Below are 17,440 nucleotides of genomic sequence, written 5' to 3' on the forward strand. Positions count from 1 at the left end.
CCGTTTCGCTACTCCACCCATTCCAAGCCCTCTGTTAACCGTCCTTGTTCAACATGGTCTTGTAAAACTTTTAATCGCATCAAATGCGAATCTCGGAATCCCGCATCCGAAAATTTCATGCGGGACAATCCCGCTACCAAGCCTTGGATGGAATCTTGAAGCGACATCAGGGGCTGATGCTCCGGAGCCAGCTTCTCGAAAAGGCCAAAATCCACCTTGTATGAGCGGCTATCGATCGCCTCTTTCTCGTTGATGTGAACGCTCGTTCCGGGAATAGCATCAGCGACGGCTTCCGCCAGTTCGCGCACCTGGTGATTTCGACGGTTGGAGCCGGCATTGACGCTGAGAATGCGCCCCCCATTGTTTGCCTGTCGCTGAATGGCCCAGTCGATCGCTCTCCCCATGTCGCTGACATCGATCAAGGGACGCCAAGGTGTTCCATCGCTTAGCACGGTGATCTTTTTCTGTGCAAGAGCGCAGGCAACGAAGTCATTCAGCACCAGGTCCAGGCGAAGGCGCGCCGACATACCACAGGCGGTCGCAAACCTCAGGCTGGTAATGATCATGTCACCTTCAATAGCAGCAAGTGCATCCTCCGAGCCGATCTTGGACCTAGCATATGCAGTCATTGGCGCGAGCGGGTCGGCCTCCTTACGGGGCTCCCCGCTCGCTAGGCCGTATACGCTACAGCTCGACGCAAAGACGAAATGCGTCACACCAGCCTGCGCCGCCCGTCTGGCAATCCTTACGGTGGCTTCCTGGTTGATCTCCTGGGTGACGGTCTCGAAGCGATTACCCATGGGATCGTTGGAAACGGCGGCAAGCTGTACCACGGCGTCATAGCCTTCCAGCAATCCTTCTGGAAGATAGCGTATATCCCCGTAATACTGCCTTTCCAGATGCCTTTCAGGGCTTCGGTCGACCCCCGTCAGGCAGTGTGAGAAATAGGCATTGTCATAACCATGTAACACCGACTCAGGATGCCGTCGTTTCAGCTCCTTGGTGACTTCGGGCCCAACGTATCCCATGTTCCCCAGAATCAACACCTTCATCGCCTAGTCTCCCGTTGCAGATAGTCAGAGTCGCTTTGCTGCAAGACATTACCAGTTGAGCCACCGTTCAGCATGCTCAGCTTGAGCTCCTCTTCGCTCACCCAACCCTTGCTTTTCATTTCTTCAAATATCTGTGCTACCAGAATCGAAGCACCGGCTACACTCAAATGATTGTTATCGTAATAAAGAAGTACTTCTTCGATCTGGGTAGCGCAGCGACTGGGCAGGTAGGTATCACAGAATAGTCTGGCCGGCTCTATTTTTATCAGATTGTCATGTTCCACGACTCTAGCCATTTGTTCATAAGCCGATGCTGTACGCTGCTTAAAAACTTCGTAACTCGTAGAGAGGGGAGCAAATCGTTCAATGCCGTACAATCTTTCCTTGACCAGAAAGTAAGGCACATCCCAGCCCACCTCAGGTACCGGATAGACCAGGACGACCCGTTTCCCGGCGCGAGCCATTCTCTCGACAGTTTCCTTAAGCAGTGACCCAACCTGTTCAATGCGAAGTTCTTCATCACTTATGTCGAGACGGTTCATGGGTACGGCACGTACCGCTCCATCGTGCTCGATTCCTCCTTCGCCGTTATTGAATGATACACCCTCAAATTGAAGCGGATATCGTCCAAGCATCATGACTAGTTCGACGCTATCGTCTTCCAGGACGTACTCCAGAACTTGTTCGTTATGGCGACCACATTCCGGTTCATCACTTCTGGTATAACCCGCTATTGGCAGGCAGTTTGTATAAACGAATTGTCTTACCTTCATGTCAAGCGCATCGACTCGTTCGGCTACCGGTCCGACTAACGGCGTTGCCTGGCTATCTCCCCATATCACGACCGTCCTATTTCCGTTCTCGTTGTACACACATGTCTCATCAAATGGCAGCAAGTTTCCCGGAGTGCTCTGACAGTTTGCGTTTATTTTCTTTTGTGAACGCACCATCACTAGGTTTTCAAGCTCTCCATTAAAGCGCCATGGGATACCCTGTGAGTAGGTACCATAGAAACCCACACCGATCATCAGGCACGACATTACCAAGGCCGTGCTGAAGATCTGGGGTCGAGTATATTTATTGCGATTACGGAAGGGTAATTCGACATAGTGCCAGGAAAACCAGGCCAGCAGCAGGGAGAGTATGCTCAACAGAATGAAGTCGATATGGGAAATGGGGCCCAAGCTACGTTCTCTGGCGAACGCGAACACTGGCTGATGCCATAGGTAGGCGCTGTAGCTGATCAGGCCGATACCTACCATGGGCTTGAAGGAAAGTACTTTTCCTGTAATGTCTCTCTCGCTGGCAAAGAGTATGATTAGAGTGGTCCCTAGAACTGGGATCAAAGCCCACCGACCGGGGAAAGGAACGCTCTGATCGAATATCAATATCGCATAAAGAAGCAGCACTATCCCAACCACCCCTCCCAGACTGCTTACCCAGAGGGGAGGCTTAGCTCTGTGCCGATGGAGAAAGACTGCTACGATAGCCCCAGCCAGAAGCTCCCAGGCGCGTGTGGGCAGCAAATAGAAATTAGCTGAGGGATGATGCGTTGAAGCGTAATCCGACAAGGCCAGGCTAAAGAGGAAGCACAGCGTCAAAACGCCTATGAGCAGCCATTTCCTGACCCAGCCTACCAATAACATGAACAATGGAAAAAACAGATAGAACTGCTCTTCTACGGCCAGGCTCCAGGTATGCAGAAAGGGCTTCATCTCTGCTGGACCGGCGAAGTAATCCATGTCCTGCCAGTAATGAATGTTGGAAATAAATAAATTAACGGCTACCAAGCTTTTGCTCAGACTCGCGAACTCCTCCGGCAGCATCCACACCCATGCCACGGCCATGCAAACTATACTGACAAAAAAAAGCGACGGTAGAATTCGTCTCGCTCGCCGTTCGTAGAAATTCACGATTGAGAATTGCTCTTCAACTATTTCGTTGTAAATAATTCCAGTAATCAGATATCCGCTTATGACGAAAAAAATATCAACTCCGACATACCCGCCACTAAAAGTTTCAAATCCAGCATGAAACAATATAACAGGTATAACGGCTACGGCTCTTAGCCCATCTATTTCAGGCCTGTAGTGAGTCGTCATTGTATCCTCGATGAGACTTTATCGAATTATCTAGGCAAACATGTGTAATTTCGTTCTCCATTCTAAATTTCCTATAACTAATTTTTAGGGTGGACTATTCCAGGCCACGCTACCGCCAGAGGAGTTCATGGTGGACCTCCCTTTCCATTTCTATGAGTCTTTTATCATTGTTATATTTTCCTACAGAATGTTACTAAATGTACTTGCGTTTTGCGTAGTTGGTTTTTCCCATACTTGGCACCAAACTTTCGTCATCCTGTTGTAAGGATTTTCCTGACCTGATTAAAAATACGGTACTTTTCTACTAGCGATGGACGTTACGAAACAGCGCAGTGAAGGTCTTCACAATGAAATTCATACATCGAGTAGGAGGGGGGAGTCTCCTCCCCCGTCCTCTCACACCACCAATGGGATGGAGTCCTCCCCACCCTACCCCGGCGCCGATGCGCCACACTGAGAGAGTGAGGCTGCCTGCTGAGGAGCGCATCCCATGGGCATTTCACGCGTTGGTGTCGATATTGCCAAATCCGTCTTTCATGTCCACGGCGTCGATCGTCATGATCAGGTCCAATGGCGCGGCATGTACCAGCGTGACAAGTGGCTGGACGCCATCGTCAAGCGCGTCCCCATGGGGCCGAGATCAGTATGGAGGCGTGTGCCTCCGCCCACCACTGGGCCCGCGAGCTGCAGGCGCGCGGCTATCACGTCAAGCTGATCGCCGCTCAGTTCGTCAAGCCCTACGTCAAGAGCAACAAGAACGATCGTGTCGATGCCGAGGCGATCTGCGAGGCCATGGGCCGCCCCCACATGCGCTTCGTCGCCGTCAAGTCGGTCGCCCAGCAAGATGTTCAGGCGGCGCATCGCATCCGCAGTGAACTGGTTCAGCAGCGTACCGCCAAGGCCAACCAGATTCGTGGCCTGATCGGCGAGTACGGGCTGGTGGCGCCCACCGGCATCGGCCAGCTGCGAGCAGCCTTGCCACGCTGGCTGGAGGATGCCGAGAACTGCCTGACTGATGACTTCCGTGTCTTGTTGGCAGGCCTCGCCGAGGATTTGCGCCACCTGGATGCGCGCATTGTCACGGTGACAGAAGGCATCGAGTGCCACGCCCAGACCGATCCCATCGCCAAGCGGCTGATGACCCTGCGTGGCGTCGGCATACTCACCGCCAGTGCGTTGGCCAGCGCTCTGGGCGATGCCCAGGCTTTCAAGCGCGGGCGCGATTTTGCCGCCTCCCTGGGCCTGACACCAAGACAGCATAGTACCGGCGGGCGCGACCGCCTGCTGGGCATCAGCAAGCGCGGCGACGGTTACCTACGCACCTTGCTGACCCATGATGAGCGCGCCGTGCTGCGCTACAGCGAGGGCAAGGAGGACAACCTCAGCCACTGGGCCAGGCAGCTGGCCGAGCGCAAACATACCAATGTGGCGGTGATTGCCCTTGCCAACAAGACGGCGCGTATTGCCTGGGCGATCACGCGCCACGATCAGGCCTATGACCCCGACCTGGCAGCGCAGGCAGCGTGACACCACCCCATAAATTCACCAACATTACAGCGAGATAGCCCACCATCGACGATTGCTGAGTGTGCTGCAGATGGCGAACAGGTCGAACCGACGTCAGCAAACCCCTGTATGCCTAAGAGCGAGTTGCTCGTACCACCGATTGGGAGCTGACGTGCGGATAGCCCATCAGGGTCCGATGCCCATGGCATCATTCAAGAGACCGGATATACGTGTGCAGTCGTACCGCCCATCAAGTCGCATGCTTGCAAACGGGGAGGACTCCATATACGGGCGTACGGTTCCGTACCACGGCGGTTCACGAAGAACGGCTAAGCCCTCTTACCGTATCGAGCACCGAGACCATTCCCTGCTGACTGAACCGGCGGTTAGGTAAGGCATGGCGCCTATGCAGGGACCTGCATTCCACCAGGGGCCTCGACCGTTACCCGCTGACTTCCAGGCTCGCGGGTCGTCCAGGCCCAGCGCAAGGAGTTTCCGGCGCCGGGTGCCGGATCGCTTCCATTGCCGCCAGATCACGCAGCGTAATCGGCGCCGTATCCATTGGTTCAACGCTTCCAGCGGGCGCTTCACATCGACGAAGCTGAAGTAGCTGGCCCAGCCCCGCAGGACCGGGATCCGTTCTTCGATCACTCGTCGGATGTTGCGCCCCTTGCCGCGCTTGAGGATCTCCCGGACACGCTGCATCAGACGCTGCAGGCTGGCCTTGGCCAGGGTCAGCTTCGGCCGCTTGTGCCGGGTCAACGCGTAGCCCAGATAGCCACGGTGCCACGGCCGGTCCACCGTGCTCTTGTCGCCATGGACCGTGAGCCGGAGTGAGTTGTCGAGATAGTCACTCAGGCTGGCCATGACGCGCTCGCCTGCCCGCCGACTCCTGACGTATACCTGCACGTCGTCGGCGTAGCGGCAGAAGCGGTGGCCGCGGCACTCAGTTCCTTGTCCACCTCATCCAGCAGGATATTGGCCAGCAGCGGACTCAGCGGTCCGCCTTGGGGCGTACCCTGCCGGCGCGGCGTGGTCAGGCCGTGCTGGAACATCCCGGCTTCCAGGTAGCGGCGGATCAGGCGCAGCACCCGCTTGTCGCGAACGCGGCGCGCGACCCGCGCCATCAGCAGATCGTGGTTCACTCGGTCGAAGAAGGCTTCCAGGTCGAGGACGACCACCCAGCGGTGGCCGGCAGTGACATGGGTCTTCATGGCCGAGACGGCCTGCTGGGCGCTGCGCTTCGGGCGGTAACCGTAGCTCGATTCGGAAAAACCCGGATCGAAGAGCGGCGTCAGCACCTGCAGCAGCGCCTGCTGGATCAGCCGGTCGGTGACCGTGGGGATGCCGAGCTGTCGCGTCCCGCCCTTGGGCTTGGGGATCTCGACAGCTCGGACCGGGCTGGGGTGGTACTCACCGGTCAGCAGCCGCTCACGCAGCGTCGGCCAGTGCTGTTTCAAGTGATCTGCCAGTTGGTGCACCGTCATGCCGTCGGCACCCGGTGCGCCTTTGTTGGCGACCACCTTACGGTAAGCCCGCGCCATGTTGGCCTTCTCTACCGCGGCCTCCATGTGCGGGTCGGGCTCCGCTTTCGTCCACGATGACGACGCCGGAACCGTCTCGACGCCCACCGGCCGGGGCTCGGGGTTCCGCCCCTGCCCCTCTGGGTGGGTGGCGGTGTCAGCGCCAGCTTCGGTCTTCATGATCGATCCTCGAGACGTCATCGCCTACTCGCGGTTCTTCATGTTCGGCCCTTGGTGCCGTGGTGAATCGGCACTTACTATGGCCTCTGCTGACGCCTGATAGCCCATCCCGTCGCCTCTCGACGCCGGTAGCACCGTGGCAGACCACCAGACCTCCCAGGGTAAGACGCGCGACCTTCCCGCTTATGCCTGTCGGATATACGTCATGGCGTTCCGTGCAAGTACCGGGCTTTAGTGACTCTTGACACCTCACCCCGCCATGCCGCCTTGTATCCGCTTCCTGTTCGTCAGGCCAGCGTTTTGCCTCAGGCTTCCTTCAGATTCCCCCTCGCGGGAGACACCCTTGCCGTCGGCTAGCACTTCCCCTTGCCGGGCGTGCAGGGGACTTTCACCCCCAAGTCATCCCGAGACACCACTCTCGGGAACAGCGCCAGTCAGGCGCTGCGCGCCATGCCTGGCGCACGCAAAAAAAACTGCTCTCCTACGAGAGCAGTGACTAGTTAAATAGCGAGAGGATAAAAGGACGTGCGGCTCAGAAAACCCGATTCAACCCGTTCTGGGCCGCTACCCGGTAGGCCTCGGCCATGGTGGGGTAGTTGAACGTGGTATTGACGAAATAGTTGAGAGTATTGGCCTCGCCCTTCTGCTGCATGATCGCCTGGCCGATATGGACGATCTCCGAGGCCTGATCGCCGAAGCAGTGGATGCCGTAGATCTCCAAGGTGTCCTGATGGAACAGGATCTTGAGCATACCTACGGTGTCGCCGGTGATCTGGGCACGAGCTGTATCCTTGAAGAAGGCCTGGGCCACCTCGTAGGGGATCTTGGCTTCCGTGAGTTCGCGTTCGGTCCGCCCAAAAGAGCTGATCTCGGGAATCGTGTATATGCCCGTCGGGACTTCGTTGACGAAGCGGTATTCCCGCTCGAGCAATTCGTCGCAGGCATTGAGCCCCTGATCGTAGGCGGCACTCGCCAGACTCGGCCAACCGATGACGTCACCGGCAGCATAGATGTGGGGAATGTCGGTGCGGTAATGATCGTCGACCTGAAGCTGGCCGCGGCCGTTGGCCTCGAGGCCGATGTTCTCGAGGCCCAGTTCATCTGTGTTACCGGTCCGTCCATTGGCCCACAGGAAGGCGTCTGCACGCAGCTTCTTGCCAGACTTGAGATAGACCACGACACCTGCCTCGTCGCCTTCGACTCGCTCGTACTCTTCGTTGTGACGGATCAGCACGCCGTGCTTGCGGAGATGGTAGGAGAGCGCATCGGAAATCTCGTCATCGAGGAATGAGAGAAGGCTGTCCCGGTTGTTGATCAGATCGACCTTGACCCCGAGCCCGGAGAAGATCGAAGCATACTCACAACCAATCACGCCCGCCCCGAAAATAACTAGCGTGCGCGGTGTATGCGACAGGCTGAGAATGGTATCGGAATCGTAGATTCGCGGGTGGCGGAAATTGATATCGGCAGGACGATAGGGACGGGAGCCCGTGGCAATGACGATCTTTTGTGCAACCAACTCTTCCAGCGCCTCCTGCCGGTCACGCACCAGCAGAGTATGCTCGTCCTTGAAGCGTGCCAAACCAGAGAAGAGATCGATGCGGTTGCGTGCATAGAACTTGGTGCGCATCTCGACCTGCTGGTCGATGGTGATTCGCGAGCGCTCCATGACCCTGGGAAAGGAGAACCAGCGCGGCTCGCCGATATCGCGGAACATGCGGTTGGTATTGAACTGCATGATCTGCTTGACTTGATGCCGCAGCGCCTTGGAGGGAATCGTTCCCCAATGGGTGCAATTGCCTCCCAGGACCGGCTGCTTCTCTACTACCGCAACCCTCTTGCCGTGCTTGGCGGCGTTGATGGCGGCACTTTCCCCGGCGGGCCCGGTACCGATCACCACCACGTCGTAGTTGTGGACAGCCATTGGCTCTTGCGTCTCCTTTCACTTGTCGATGTTGGTTCTCGGCTCCCGGAGGTTGGCGTCGCATATGTCGCGCCAAATATCTTGAGCTTAGCGGCGCAAAGCGTCATAGCCCAGATCTGCGCCACGACTCTCGTCGCTGGAACGACGTGCACTGACCGGCTCACCCTTGCGCTTACGGTTCTCCTCCTCGCATATCTCGTCCTTGCCCCCACAGATATCGCAGCCTTCCTTGAGGCCCAGCTTGTTGAGGCCACCACAGGATCCGGCGATGGGCTTACGCCCCATGATCACACCGATGGCCATGGCCGCCATGATCAGTAGCATGAAGCCCAGTACGACGAAGAAAGTGGTCATTGGGTTACCCTCCCGGGCGGCTAGTGTTCGAGCCAGGGCTCGAGAGCCGCGGTATGATGGATTTCGATACCTTGTGGTGTCTTGACAACAACCCTGGCAGCGCTATCCATGGCCTCAGCCAGTTTTACAGCATCTTCTGGATAGGCCTGCATTAGTTGCGTTGCCTGGCGCATGGCCTGGCTGGCGCTCGGTGCCATGACACTAACCGCCAGTGGAGTCGACAATGTCACCAGTGGCACCACATCTTGTCGAGCAAAGCGGTGCACTATCGCTGCATTCTCTATCCGGACGTGCCGGGCGCCATCCGGAGCGGGTAGCCCGGTTCGTTCAAGCGACAGCCGCCAGCTCCCCGCAGGAGGAGCGCCATGGCCACGCATCACTCCCCCTACCTCCACTAACACGGCAGAGAGAGCGAAGCGATGGTCGTCGAGCCACAGCGCCAACCGATCGACGGCAAGCGCATGTGTCATGCGATCCGCTTCATGTCGCAGTGCCGTTGAGGACAGCCGAAACTCGCCAAAGGCAGCATCAAAGGCTCGGGTAAAGCTGCTTCGCTGCCGTTCGAGACTCGCCAGTTCACCTTCTATGCCGGCTTCGAGTTCAGCGACCTGATCATGGTCGAGGTCGGCATAGAGGGTGATGTGGTAGCCCGTTCCCAGAGCCGTGCCCTGGATGAAATGCTCGCGGGTCTGATCACGGCAAGCGCCGAGCACCATGACCACTAACAACGGAAAAAGGAGCCGGGCCGGCCCATCGAGAGCCAGCCCGGAGAATCGCCCGAGGGCGAAGGGGGTCATCCGCCAAAGTCATCCAACAGGATGTTTTCGGGTTCGACGCCCATATCAAGCAGCATCTTGATGACGGAGGCGTTCATCATGGGCGGACCGCACATGTAGTACTCGCAGTCCTCGGGTGCCGGATGGTCCTTGAGGTAGTTTTCGTACAATACGTTGTGGATGAACCCGGTGGGGCCGGTCCAGTTGTCCTCGGGCTGCGGGTCCGACAGCGCCAGATGCCATTGGAAGTTGGGGAACTCCTCGGCCAACTGGTCGTACTCGTCGTTATAGAAGGTCTCACGCCAGGAGCGCGCGCCGTACCAGAAGGAAATCTTGCGGTCGCTCTTGAGGCGCTTGAGCTGGTCGAAGATGTGGCTGCGCATGGGCGCCATGCCCGCACCACCGCCGACGAAGACCATTTCGGCGTCGGTATCCTTGGCGAAGAATTCGCCGAAGGGGCCCATCACGGTCACCTTGTCGCCCGGCTTCAGGCTGAAGACATAGGTCGACATCAAGCCTGGCGGATGATTGGTGCCGGGAGGTGGTGTGGCGATACGGATGTTGAACTTGAGGATGCCTCTCTCTTCAGGATAGTTCGCCATGGAGTAGGCACGAATGACTTCCTCAGTGTTCTTGTGGGAGATCTTGAACAGATCGAACTTCTCCCAGTCGCCACGGTACTCCTCCTCGATATCGAAGTCGGAGAACTTGATATCGTAGGGCGGTGCCACCAGCTGCACGTAGCCACCGGCGCGAAAATCAACGTTCTCGCCTTCGGGAAGCTTGAGATTGAGTTCCTTGATGAAGGTCGCCACGTTGGGGTTGCCGATGACCTCGCACTCCCACTTCTTGACCCCGAAGACCTCCTCGGGCACCTCGATCTTCATGTCCTGCTTGACCGGCACCTGGCAGGAGAGCCGCCAGCCCTCTTTCTTCTCCCGCAAGGTGAAGTGGGACTCCTCGGTGGGCAGGATAGAGCCGCCGCCCTCCTCTACCCGGCACTTGCACTGGGCACAGGAACCGCCGCCGCCACATGCGGAGGAGAGAAAGATACCATTGGCTGCCAAGGTGTTGAGCAGCTTGCCACCCGCCTGGGTAGTGATGGTGTGTTCCGGGTCGCCATTGACCTCGATGGAAACGTCACCGGTGCTGACGAGCTTGCTGCGGGCTGCCAGGATCACCAGGACGAGGCCTATGACGACCACGGTGAACATGAACACACCGAGCAAGATGATAGATGTTCCAACCATGTCGGTTTCCTATTTACTGTGTGACCTGTTGTCCGGCGATGAGTACACCGCCGGAAACGCACCTTGGCTCAGAGCTGGATGCCGGAGAACGACATGAAGCCCAGCGACATCAGACCCACGGTGATGAAGGTGATGCCCAGTCCCTGCAGGCCGGCCGGTACGTCGCTGTACTTGAGCTTCTCGCGAATCCCCGCCAGAGCGGTGATGGCCAGCGCCCAGCCGACGCCCGAACCCAGGCCGTAGACCACGGATTCGCCGAAGCCGTATTTGCGCTCGACCATGAACAGCACGCCCCCGAGGATGGCGCAGTTCACGGTGATCAGCGGCAGGAACACCCCCAGCGCGTTGTAGAGCGCCGGCACGTACTTGTCGAGAAACATCTCGAGGATCTGCACCAAGGCGGCGATGACCCCGATATAGGAGAGCAACCCCAGGAACGACAGGTCGATGTTCTCGGCACCTTCGATACCGGTCCAGGTGAGAGCCCCTTCGGCCAGCAGCGCGTTGTAGATGACGTTGTTAACCGGCACGGAGATGGTAAGAACCACAATCACCGCAATACCGAGACCGATGGCCGCCGACACCTTTTTGGATACCGCCAGGAAGGTACACATGCCCAGGAAGAACGCCAGGGCCAGGTTCTCGACGAAGACCGAGGCAACGAACAGGCTGATATAGTGCTCCATTTTACACGGCCTCCTTCGGTTGAGAGTTTTCCTTCATCTTGAACTCGTTCGCCTCGATCTGCTCCGGATGGGTAGAGCGCAGTGCCCAGATGAGCAGGCCGATGATGAAGAATGCCGACGGCGGCAGCAGCAGCAGGCCGTTGGGCACGTACCAGCCACCATCCTGTACGGTAGGCAGAATGGTGAAGCCGAACACGCTGCCGGAACCGAGCAGCTCGCGAACGAAGCCAACGGTCATCAAGATGAAACCGTAGCCCAGCCCGTTACCGATGCCGTCGAGAAACGACAGTCCCGGCGAATTCTGCATGGCGAAACCCTCGGCACGCCCCATCACGATGCAGTTGGTGATGATCAGGCCGACGAACACCGAGAGCTGTTTGGACATCTCGTAGGCGTATGCCTTGAGGATCTGGTCCACCACGATCACCAGCGAGGCGATGATGGTCATCTGTACGATGATACGAATCGAGGACGGGATATGGTGGCGTATCAGCGACACGAACATGCTCGAGAAAGCCGTCACGAAGATAACGGCCAGCGCCATGACCAGCGAGACGCTCATGCTGGTCGTCACCGCCAGCGCCGAGCAGATGCCGAGCACCTGCAGGGCGATGGGGTTGTTGTTGAAGATCGGGGTCGTCAGGACGCCCTTGGGAGTCACAGCGGACATAGTCAGGCTCCTTAAGCTTCAGCTTCGAGTTCGACGTCAGCTTCTTGGGCTTCCTCCGGATCGATTCCCTCACGGAACCGCGCCAGATACGTACCGAAACCCTCTGGGCTCAGCCAGAACTGCAGCATATTGGTGACGCCGTTACTGGTCAGGGTGGCGCCGGACAGAGCATCTATCTCGATTTCGTCATTGGCGCCGCCCTTGGTCAGGTGGATGTCGGGGGCCAGATCCTCGCTGTCTTCGAAGATTTTCTTGCCTTCCCACTGAGCCTGCCAGCGCGGATTATTGACCTCGGCACCCAATCCTGGGGTTTCACTGTGCTCGTAGTAGGTGATGCCGACGATGGTATTGCCATCGCCTTCCACCGACAAGAAGCCACGCATCAACCCCCACAGACCCTGGCCACGGATCGGCAAGATGACCTGATCCGGATCCTCAGCGTCGCCGACCAGATAGACAGTGGCATAGTTCTCGACGCGGCTCAGACCCGCGATGTCGCGGTCGCCGGACAGGGTGCGCCCCGTGGCCGGATCGCGCGCCGCTTGGAAATGGTCGAAGGTTTCCGGATCGAACTCGTCGGTGTATTCACCCGTGCGCATGTCGACCACGCGTGGAGTGACTTCGCGGAACGCCTCCTCCACATCCATGCCCGGCTCGTACAGGTTAGCCACGCTCAGGATATTCGTCTTGCGATCGAGCTCCTGGTTGAGCTGCTGTTTGGACCGCAGCGCCACCGCTGCGGTCGACACGATGACCGAACACACGATACAGAGTGCGAACGCCACCGTGAGAATCTTCTTGATGGAGTTATTGCTCTGTGCCATCAGGCGATCTCCTCGGCCGGCACACCGACACGCCGCATGCGACGCTTGATGTTGGCCTGTACAAAGAAGTGGTCGATCAACGGTGCGAACAGGTTGGCGAACAGGATCGCCAGCATGATCCCTTCAGGGAACGCCGGGTTGACCACACGGATCAGCACGGTCATCACGCCGATCAGGATGCCGAAGATCAGGCGGCCCGGGTTGGTCATGGAAGCGGACACCGGGTCGGTCGCCATGAACACCATCCCGAAGGCGAAGCCGCCAATCACCAAGTGCCAGTACCAGGGCATGGCGAACATCGGGTTGGTCTCAGAGCCGACCAAGTTGAACAGCATGCTGGTTCCCGCCATGCCGAGCAGGCAGCCCAGCATGATTCGCCAGGAGGCGATCTTGGTCCATAGAAGTACCGCAGCCCCGATGAAGATAGCCAGCGCCGAGACCTCACCCACTGAGCCGGGTAGATATCCGATGAAGGCGTCCCACCAACTGTACTGTGTGGTCAGCTCTGCCATGCCCTCCTGGAAAGCGATGGAGAGCGGCGTCGCACCGGTATAGCCGTCGGCCGCGACCCATACTGCATCACCCGAAATCTGCGCCGGGTAGGCAAAATACAGGAAGGCACGGCCGGTCAGTGCCGGATTGAGGAAGTTCTTGCCGGTGCCGCCGAAAATTTCCTTGCCGATCACCACGCCGAAAGTGATACCCAGCGCCACCTGCCACAGCGGGATGGTAGCCGGTAAGACCAGGGCGTAAAGCACGGAAGTAACGAAGAAGCCTTCGTTGACCTCATGGCCGCGCTTGACGGCAAACAGCACTTCCCAGAAGCCCCCCACGACGAAGGTCACCAGGTAGATTGGCAGGAAGTAGGTGGCGCCGAGTACGAAGTTGGCCCACAAGCTGTCCGGGTCGTGGCCCGAGGCAAGCACCATGAGGATGGCTTCGCGCCAACCGTCCATTGAGGCATAACCGTCGGCAATGGCACTGTTGGCCAGCCAGCCGGCGTTCCACATACCGAAGAACATCGCCGGGAAGGTGCACAACCACACGGTGATCATGATGCGCTTGAGATCGATACCGTCGCGCACGTGGGCCGTGGTCTTGGTTACGCTGGGCGGTGAATAGAAGATGGTGTCAACCGCCTCGTACAGCGGGTACCACTTCTCGTACTTGCCGCCCTTGTGGAAATGCGGTTCGAGATTGTCGAGCGTCTGTCGGATACCCATCATCAGGCCTCTTTCTCGATCATGGTGAGGTTGTCACGCAGGATGGGACCGTATTCGTACTTGCCCGGGCACACATAGGTGCACAGCGCCAGGTCCTCTTCATCCAGCTCCAGACACCCAAGCTGCATGCCTGCCTCGATGTCTCCGACGATCAGCGTACGCAACAGCTGGGTCGGTAGAATGTCCAGCGGCATCACTTGCTCGTAGGCACCTACCGGCACCATGGCCCGCTCGGAACCATTGGTAGAAGTATTGGGCGCATAGTTGCTGAGCCCCTTGAACTTCGACAGGTAGATCCCCAGCACCGAGTGGCGGTTATTACCCGGCGACAGCCAACCCAGGAAGGCACGCTTGTTGCCCTCTTCGAGCAGAGTGAACTGATTGTGGAAGCGGCCCAGGTAGCGCAGGCTGCCTTCCGCGGTGAAGCCGGAGAACACCGAGCCGGAGATCACGCGCGTATCTTCGGGTTGGAGGATTTCTCCCGCCAACAGTTCCTCGGTGCTGGCGCCGATCCGCGTGCGCAGCAGGCGTGGCTTCTCGGCGCGCGGCCCACCCACGGCGACGATCCGCGCCATGTCGAGCCGGCCTTCGGCGAACAGCTTGCCAAAAGCGATCACGTCCTGATAGCCGATGTGCCAGACACGCTTGTGCAGAGCGACCGGGGAGAGGAAGTGGATATGCGTACCGACCAGGCCGGCCGGATGTGGGCCGCCGAAGGTCTCGACCTGCACGCCTGCCACGTCGCCGCCAGGAATCTTTGCGTCGGGCGCAGTACACAGGAAGACTTTGCCCTGGGTTAGATTGGACAGAACCTTGAGCCCATCTTCGAAGGCCTCGGCCTGCTCGGCGATGACGTCGGCAGGATTCGCGCACAGGGGGTGCGTGTCGACGGCAGTGACGAAGATGTCAACCGGCTCGCTGTCGAGGGCCGGGCTGCGTGAGAAGGGGCGCGTACGCAGCGCCGTCCACAGCCCCGATTCGACCAGTTGATCGACGACGACCTGTCGTTCGAGGGACGCGAGCTTGTCGCGTCCATGGGCCGTGAACTCGATCGCGTCCTCGTTCTCGTCGACCTGGATCACGACCGAGAGCAGCTTGCGCTTCTCGCCACGGTTGATGGCGACGACTTCGCCGGCAGCCGGTGCCGTGAAGCGCACGCCGGGGTTCTTCTTGTCGGTGAAGAGGAGTTGGCCCAGTTTCACCTTGTCCCCTTCCCGGACCTCCATGGTCGGCTTCATGCCGACGTAATCGGTGCCCAGGACAGCCACGTGACGCACGGCTCGCGCATCCTCGATGCGCGGCTCGGGCGTCCCCATGATGGGGAGATCCAGGCCTTTCTTGACTTCGATCATAGTCTCGCCCAGTTGATGGATCGGAAATGCGAAGGAAAGGGGTTCGAATGGATTCGAATTCTTGTTGGGTCAGTACGTTACCAGTCAGGCCCGAAGTACTTCGGACCACCCCGAAAAAATCCACAGTATTATAAAGACAAGCGCGACCAAAGACCACACGGCCTAAGGTCGCAAAAGGGGGTATAAAAGCGCTCTACGCTTGGCTTCGGCACGGTTCAAGAGGCGTTGAAAGGCACTTGAATCAAGGGTTAGGCGGGTCCCGATGAAGCGGGTCGAGCGTACACAGGCGCTGCTCAGAATGGCATGAAGATGACCTGGATCAGCCATTCCCGACCCCGTGGGTCGGAAATGGCCGGCAGCACGAGGTCAGCCCTGAGCGCGGGGCAACTTCAGGAAATGCACGTTGGAGATATGTTGCAGGATGCGTACCACCTGGCAGCTGTAGCCGAACTCATTGTCGTACCATACGTAGAGCACCGCTTGCTTGCCACTGGCGATGGTCGCCTTGGCATCGACGATTCCGGCATGGCGGTTACCGACGAAATCGGACGACACCACCTCGGGCGAATCGACGTAATCGATCTGTTTCTGGTAGGAGGAGTCGATCGACATGCGGCGCAAGTAGTCGTTGAGTGCCTCGGCGTCGGTCTCGCGTCCCAGGGTCAGGTTGAGGATGGCCATGGAAACGTTGGGAATCGGCACACGAATGGCGTTGCCGGTCAGCTTGCCGGATAGCTCCGGCAACGCCTTGGTCGCCGCCTTGGCGGCACCGGTTTCGGTCAGCACCATGTTGAGCGGTGCACTGCGCCCGCGGCGGTCGCCCTTGTGGTAGTTGTCGATCAGGTTCTGGTCGTTGGTGTAGGCGTGAACCGTCTCGACGTGGCCGCATTCGATGCTGTACTCGTCGTTGAGCACCTTGAGCACCGGCACGATGGCGTTGGTGGTACAGGAGGCCGCGGACAGGATATTGTCGTCCGCCACGATATCGCCATGGTTGATACCGAAGACGATGTTCTTGATATCGCCCTTGCCCGGAGCCGTGAGCAGCGCCTTGGAGACACCCTTGCATTCGAGGTGTTGGCCGAGGCCCTCTTCGTCGCGCCAAATACCGGTGTTGTCGACTACGACGGCGTTGTCGATGCCGTAGGCGGTGTAATCGACATCGCTAGGCTTGTCGGCGTAGATCACCTGGATCACGTTGCCGTTGGCCGTAATGGTGCGGGTTTCGTAGTCGACGCTGATGGTGCCGTCGAACGGGCCGTGGACCGAATCACGACGCAGCAGGCTCGCGCGCTTTTCCAGGTCCTTGGCGATATCGCCCCGGCCACGCACGACGATGGCACGCAGACGCAGAAGATTGCCGCCACCAGCTTTCTCTACCAGCACCCGCGCCAGCAGGCGACCGATACGACCGAAGCCGTACAGCACCACATCCTGTGACTGACCGTTGCTGCCATCGGGGTCGTGGGTATCGACGATCTCGGCCAGTTCCTCGCGCAGGAAGGCCTTAGCGTCGCCCCCACCGCGCTTCTTGAAGATCACGCCCAGTTTGCCTACGTCGACATGCGCCGGGCCCAGATTGAGCTCGGTCATGGCCTGGACCAAGGGCAGAGTATCCTGCACCGAGAGCTCGGTGCCCTCAACCTTCCTGACGAAACGATGATCCTTCAGGATGCGGATCACCGAGCGGTTGAACAACGAGCGCCCGTAGAGGGTGGTGACCACGTTGTTGTGGCGATAGAGGCTGCCGATCAGCGGGATCATTTGTTCGGCAAACGCCTGATTGTCGTGCCATTCCTGGAAGACGGTCTCGAGGGGTTGCTGACTCACGTGAAGCCTCTCTAATAGTCGTAAATTCCTCGTCATTATCCCGTTCGCGCTTCGCTGGGGCAATCGCAGGATGGTCGCAGGTGATGTAGGGGGATTACAGAAATCGATGGTTGACTACAAGCACTGCGTCGGGCTGGTATGATCGCTCACCTAGCGGATGCAGTGACTCCCAACCAGGCATTGCATGC

At 58.5% G+C, this 17,440-nt stretch carries 14 protein-coding genes and 1 pseudogene; 1 reads left to right on the forward strand and 14 read right to left on the reverse strand.

Going from position 1 to position 17,440, the window contains the following annotated elements; translation table 11 throughout:
- Window positions 1-8 precede the first annotated feature (8 nt).
- Complete coding sequence (locus HNO52_RS12835) at window positions 9-1,052, reverse strand: NAD-dependent epimerase/dehydratase family protein (RefSeq protein WP_197565679.1); 1,044 nt, start codon at window positions 1,050-1,052, stop codon at window positions 9-11.
- Complete coding sequence (locus HNO52_RS12840; protein ID WP_197565680.1) at window positions 1,049-3,154, reverse strand: acyltransferase family protein; 2,106 nt, start codon at window positions 3,152-3,154, stop codon at window positions 1,049-1,051. The genes HNO52_RS12835 and HNO52_RS12840 overlap by 4 nt, the downstream gene beginning before the upstream one ends.
- Window positions 3,155-3,644: 490 nt before the next feature.
- Between HNO52_RS12840 and HNO52_RS12845 the strand changes: the two are divergent.
- Window positions 3,645-4,681 (forward strand): annotated as a pseudogene (locus HNO52_RS12845) (IS110 family RNA-guided transposase).
- 318 nt (window positions 4,682-4,999) lie between these two features.
- Here HNO52_RS12845 and HNO52_RS21095 read toward each other — a convergent pair.
- The 12 genes from HNO52_RS21095 to HNO52_RS12900 form a co-directional block, all read right to left on the reverse strand.
- Window positions 5,000-5,527: a group II intron maturase-specific domain-containing protein gene (locus HNO52_RS21095; protein WP_232090287.1), complete on the reverse strand. Its 528-nt coding sequence runs from the start codon at window positions 5,525-5,527 to the stop codon at window positions 5,000-5,002.
- On the reverse strand, window positions 5,515-6,363 hold the full coding sequence (locus HNO52_RS21100) for a group II intron reverse transcriptase/maturase (protein ID WP_232090288.1): 849 nt from the start codon (window positions 6,361-6,363) through the stop codon (window positions 5,515-5,517). The genes HNO52_RS21095 and HNO52_RS21100 overlap by 13 nt, the downstream gene beginning before the upstream one ends.
- 532 nt (window positions 6,364-6,895) lie before the next feature.
- A complete protein-coding gene (gene sthA, locus HNO52_RS12855) occupies window positions 6,896-8,287 on the reverse strand; it encodes a Si-specific NAD(P)(+) transhydrogenase (protein ID WP_197565681.1) in 1,392 nt (463 codons plus the stop codon).
- 87 nt (window positions 8,288-8,374) lie between these two features.
- Window positions 8,375-8,641: a (Na+)-NQR maturation NqrM gene (nqrM, locus tag HNO52_RS12860; RefSeq protein WP_197565682.1), complete on the reverse strand. Its 267-nt coding sequence runs from the start codon at window positions 8,639-8,641 to the stop codon at window positions 8,375-8,377.
- A 20-nt stretch (window positions 8,642-8,661) separates the two neighbouring features.
- A complete protein-coding gene (locus HNO52_RS12865; RefSeq protein WP_197565683.1) occupies window positions 8,662-9,438 on the reverse strand; it encodes a hypothetical protein in 777 nt (258 codons plus the stop codon).
- A complete protein-coding gene (gene nqrF, locus HNO52_RS12870) occupies window positions 9,435-10,667 on the reverse strand; it encodes an NADH:ubiquinone reductase (Na(+)-transporting) subunit F (protein ID WP_197565684.1) in 1,233 nt (410 codons plus the stop codon). The genes HNO52_RS12865 and nqrF overlap by 4 nt, the downstream gene beginning before the upstream one ends.
- A gap of 68 nt (window positions 10,668-10,735) precedes the next feature.
- A complete protein-coding gene (nqrE, locus tag HNO52_RS12875) occupies window positions 10,736-11,353 on the reverse strand; it encodes an NADH:ubiquinone reductase (Na(+)-transporting) subunit E (protein ID WP_197565685.1) in 618 nt (205 codons plus the stop codon).
- 1 nt (window position 11,354) lies between these two features.
- Entirely contained in the window at window positions 11,355-12,023 is a 669-nt protein-coding gene (locus HNO52_RS12880) for an NADH:ubiquinone reductase (Na(+)-transporting) subunit D (protein ID WP_197565686.1), read from the reverse strand.
- 11 nt (window positions 12,024-12,034) lie between these two features.
- Window positions 12,035-12,847 (reverse strand): Na(+)-translocating NADH-quinone reductase subunit C, encoded by an 813-nt coding sequence (locus HNO52_RS12885; protein WP_197565687.1) that lies wholly within the window; start codon window positions 12,845-12,847, stop codon window positions 12,035-12,037.
- Entirely contained in the window at window positions 12,847-14,073 is a 1,227-nt protein-coding gene (locus HNO52_RS12890) for an NADH:ubiquinone reductase (Na(+)-transporting) subunit B (protein WP_197565688.1), read from the reverse strand. Before HNO52_RS12890 ends, HNO52_RS12885 begins: the two co-directional genes overlap by 1 nt.
- The gene (locus HNO52_RS12895; RefSeq protein ID WP_197565689.1) at window positions 14,073-15,422 is read right to left on the reverse strand and encodes a Na(+)-translocating NADH-quinone reductase subunit A; all 1,350 of its coding nucleotides are present in this window, start codon (window positions 15,420-15,422) and stop codon (window positions 14,073-14,075) included. The genes HNO52_RS12890 and HNO52_RS12895 overlap by 1 nt, the downstream gene beginning before the upstream one ends.
- A gap of 366 nt (window positions 15,423-15,788) precedes the next feature.
- Window positions 15,789-17,252, reverse strand: a complete 1,464-nt coding sequence (locus HNO52_RS12900) for a glyceraldehyde-3-phosphate dehydrogenase (protein WP_197565690.1) — start codon at window positions 17,250-17,252, stop codon at window positions 15,789-15,791.
- Window positions 17,253-17,440: the final 188 nt, after the last annotated feature.

The organism is Halomonas sp. MCCC 1A13316 (assembly GCF_014931605.1).
Classification (GTDB): Bacteria; Pseudomonadota; Gammaproteobacteria; order Pseudomonadales; family Halomonadaceae; genus Halomonas.

Coding starts and splice junctions, on each gene's coding strand:
- HNO52_RS12840 (WP_197565680.1), bottom strand. CDS start 3,154: ATGACGACTCACTACAGGCCTGAAATAGATGGGCTAAGAGCCGTAGCC.
- nqrE (WP_197565685.1), bottom strand. CDS start 11,353: ATGGAGCACTATATCAGCCTGTTCGTTGCCTCGGTCTTCGTCGAGAAC.
- HNO52_RS12885 (WP_197565687.1), bottom strand. CDS start 12,847: ATGGCACAGAGCAATAACTCCATCAAGAAGATTCTCACGGTGGCGTTC.
- HNO52_RS12865 (WP_197565683.1), bottom strand. CDS start 9,438: ATGACCCCCTTCGCCCTCGGGCGATTCTCCGGGCTGGCTCTCGATGGG.
- HNO52_RS12895 (WP_197565689.1), bottom strand. CDS start 15,422: ATGATCGAAGTCAAGAAAGGCCTGGATCTCCCCATCATGGGGACGCCC.
- nqrM (WP_197565682.1), bottom strand. CDS start 8,641: ATGACCACTTTCTTCGTCGTACTGGGCTTCATGCTACTGATCATGGCG.
- nqrF (WP_197565684.1), bottom strand. CDS start 10,667: ATGGTTGGAACATCTATCATCTTGCTCGGTGTGTTCATGTTCACCGTG.
- HNO52_RS21100 (WP_232090288.1), bottom strand. CDS start 6,363: ATGAAGACCGAAGCTGGCGCTGACACCGCCACCCACCCAGAGGGGCAG.
- sthA (WP_197565681.1), bottom strand. CDS start 8,287: ATGGCTGTCCACAACTACGACGTGGTGGTGATCGGTACCGGGCCCGCC.
- HNO52_RS21095 (WP_232090287.1), bottom strand. CDS start 5,527: ATGGCCAGCCTGAGTGACTATCTCGACAACTCACTCCGGCTCACGGTC.
- HNO52_RS12890 (WP_197565688.1), bottom strand. CDS start 14,073: ATGATGGGTATCCGACAGACGCTCGACAATCTCGAACCGCATTTCCAC.
- HNO52_RS12835 (WP_197565679.1), bottom strand. CDS start 1,052: ATGAAGGTGTTGATTCTGGGGAACATGGGATACGTTGGGCCCGAAGTC.
- HNO52_RS12880 (WP_197565686.1), bottom strand. CDS start 12,023: ATGTCCGCTGTGACTCCCAAGGGCGTCCTGACGACCCCGATCTTCAAC.